Annotated in this window: 4 protein-coding genes; all 4 read left to right on the forward strand. The window is 57.9% G+C overall.

The genetic code is table 11. The features are described from left to right. The first annotated feature begins 320 nt into the window (after window positions 1-320). Window positions 321-803: a thioredoxin domain-containing protein gene (locus Q1K09_RS12980; protein ID WP_300345898.1), complete on the forward strand. Its 483-nt coding sequence runs from the start codon at window positions 321-323 to the stop codon at window positions 801-803. Between the two features lie 8 nt (window positions 804-811). Further along, entirely contained in the window at window positions 812-1,438 is a 627-nt protein-coding gene (locus Q1K09_RS12985; RefSeq protein WP_300345899.1) for a vitamin K epoxide reductase family protein, read from the forward strand. 86 nt (window positions 1,439-1,524) lie between these two features. Then, on the forward strand, window positions 1,525-2,184 hold the full coding sequence (locus tag Q1K09_RS12990) for a TlpA disulfide reductase family protein (RefSeq protein ID WP_138254233.1): 660 nt from the start codon (window positions 1,525-1,527) through the stop codon (window positions 2,182-2,184). 121 nt (window positions 2,185-2,305) lie between these two features. Continuing rightward, on the forward strand, window positions 2,306-2,526 hold a 221-nt coding region (locus Q1K09_RS12995; protein ID WP_300345901.1), incomplete at its 3' end, for a transposase.

Consider the following 2,526-nt stretch of genomic DNA (forward strand, 5'->3'; position numbering starts at 1 on the left):
GCACCAGTCGGGCCGCTTCCTTCTTGTACTCCGGAGTGAAGCTCCGGCGCTTCCTATTCATGGTTTCCATCGTGACACCTCTCTGGCAACAGCGGAGGCTGCTACCTATCTCAGATGTCCACTACTTCAGGGTAGGCCCACTCCTCGTCGTAGGTGGCCTTGCGGTAGCACTCATTGCGTTGCTTGTTCTCTTATTCCAAAACTCACCCGAAGAGACTGAGTCGGCCGCGGATACGGCGACAGCGAACCCCCCGGCAGTGGACAGTGACCTCATTGTCAGGGAGGACTCGCATCGTCTGGATGATGTTCCCTCCAGCCCCGTGACATTCGTAGAATTCCTCGACTTTGAATGTGAAGCATGTGGTGCTGTTTATCCTGCTGTTGAGGAACTGCGCGAAGAGTATGAGGGCGAGATGACCTTCGTCATTCGCTACTTCCCGCTCGATGGCCATCCCAACTCGCGTCAGGCAGCTCATGCTGTCGAGGCCGCCGCTCGCCAGGGTGAACTCGAGGGGATGTACCGACTGATGTTCGAGACGCAGGAAGAGTGGAGTCACAACGAGGAACCTCAGGATGAAGTATTCCGAGGTTTTGCCGAGGAACTGGGGCTTGATGTCGAGCAATGGGAGGCTGACTACTACTCGGATGACGTTGCGCAACGTGTTCAGTCCGATTTTGAAGATGCAGTCGCGCTCGGGCTACAAGGGACACCCTCGTTCTTCGTCAACGACGAATTCATCGCCCCAGAGACCTTGACCGATCTCACGGACCCCATTGACGAAGCTCTCAGCAGCGACCAATGACACCGGATATGTTTCAGACTCCAACAACACCGGACATCCCTGAGAGCCGCCCCGTACCAGGACTTTCTCACCGGTTTACCGGTTTCATCCTCCTGGCTGCTGGCCTACTTGGTTTCGTCCCGTCATTTGTCCTCGCGGTAGAGAAGTACTGGTTACTGATCAATCCGTTCTACTCCCCGAGCTGCACCTTGGGAGAGACCCTCTCCTGTGTCCCAGTGATGACCTCCTGGCAGGCAGAAGTCTTCGGGTTTCCGAACCCATACCTGGGCATCGCTGGTTTTGCCGTGATTGCAGCAACAGGAGCAGCGCTTCTTGGCCGAGCTCAGATGTCGCACTGGTACTGGGCCGGACTGCAGATCGGCGTCACCTTCGGAACTCTATTTGTGGGCTGGCTGATGTATCAGAGCTTGTTCCGCATCCAGGCCCTGTGCCCCTACTGCATGCTCGTGTGGGCAGCGATGTTCCTCTCCCTGTGGTACGTCACTGTGGAGTCTGCGAGTCGCTGGAGCCGGAACTGGACCGGCTACGGGCGCCGCCTGGCACACGTCATGATTCGGCGTCACGACATCGCGATCCTTGCCTGGTTTGTCCTCGTTGGTCTCCTGGTCAATATCGCAGCCTTCAACTTCTCCTGACAGTAAATATCACTGTTCGCATGGCCTCCTAGCTACACGTCAGCGCCCAAGAACGTACTCATTACTCACGAAGGAGGATCTCATCCATGAACTTGCCATATGAACCTCTAAACCGGCGGCATGCTATCGCCGCCATCAGCCTGACTTCCGCTGCGTTTCTCCTGAGCGCCTGCGGGTCAGACAACGACGACTTAGCCCAACGTGCTTCCAACGACGGCACGAACTACGTAGCCGGGGACGGCTCCGTGGAAGAGTTCGCCCCCGAAAGCCGTGGTGAACCCGTAGCCTTCGAATCCACTCTCTTCGATGGGACTGAGATCACGGCCGAGACCTTCGAAGGCCGGGTAAGCGTACTGAACTTCTGGTATGCCGCCTGCCCTCCATGTCGGGCCGAAGCTCCTGATTTACAGGCGATCCACGAAGAGTTCGAGCCCGAGGGTGTCCAGTTCCTCGGGGTCAATACCCGGGACACGCAGCCTACGGCTGAAGCTTTCGAGCGAAACTTCGGCATTACTTACCCTTCTATGGAAGATCGAACCGGTCAGGTCATGATGGCGATGACCGACTACGCACATCCCTCCGCAGTTCCTACAACTCTGGTACTCGACAAGGAGGGACGAGTTTCGGCTCGTATTGTCGGCATCGTGGAACCAGGCACGCTGAGGGCCTTGATCGAGACGGTGCTGGCAGAAAACGCTCCCGCAGCATCAGCCAGCCCAGGAAACTTCGAGGACGGGTCCGGCTGATGCTGGAGGCAGGCGTGCAGAACAACCCCTTCGCAGAAATTGTCTTTGATATGGGCCTACCCTGAAGTAGTGGACATCTGAGATAGGTAGCAGCCTCCGCTGTTGCCAGAGAGGTGTCACGATGGAAACCATGAATAGGAAGCGTCGGAGCTTCACTCCGGAGTTCAAGAAGGAAGCGGCCCGGCTGGTGATCGATACCGGGCGCACGATCAAGGCTGTGGCCGATGAGATCGGGGTCAAGCCTCAGACTCTGGGCCGGTGGGTCGAGGCCGAGCGGCAGGCCACCCAGCCTGCTAAGCGCCGCACCGTCGAGGAGCTGGAGGCAGAGAACGCCCGGCTGGC

The organism is Nesterenkonia sp., from assembly GCF_029265375.1.
Lineage (GTDB): Bacteria > Actinomycetota > Actinomycetes > Actinomycetales > Micrococcaceae > Nesterenkonia.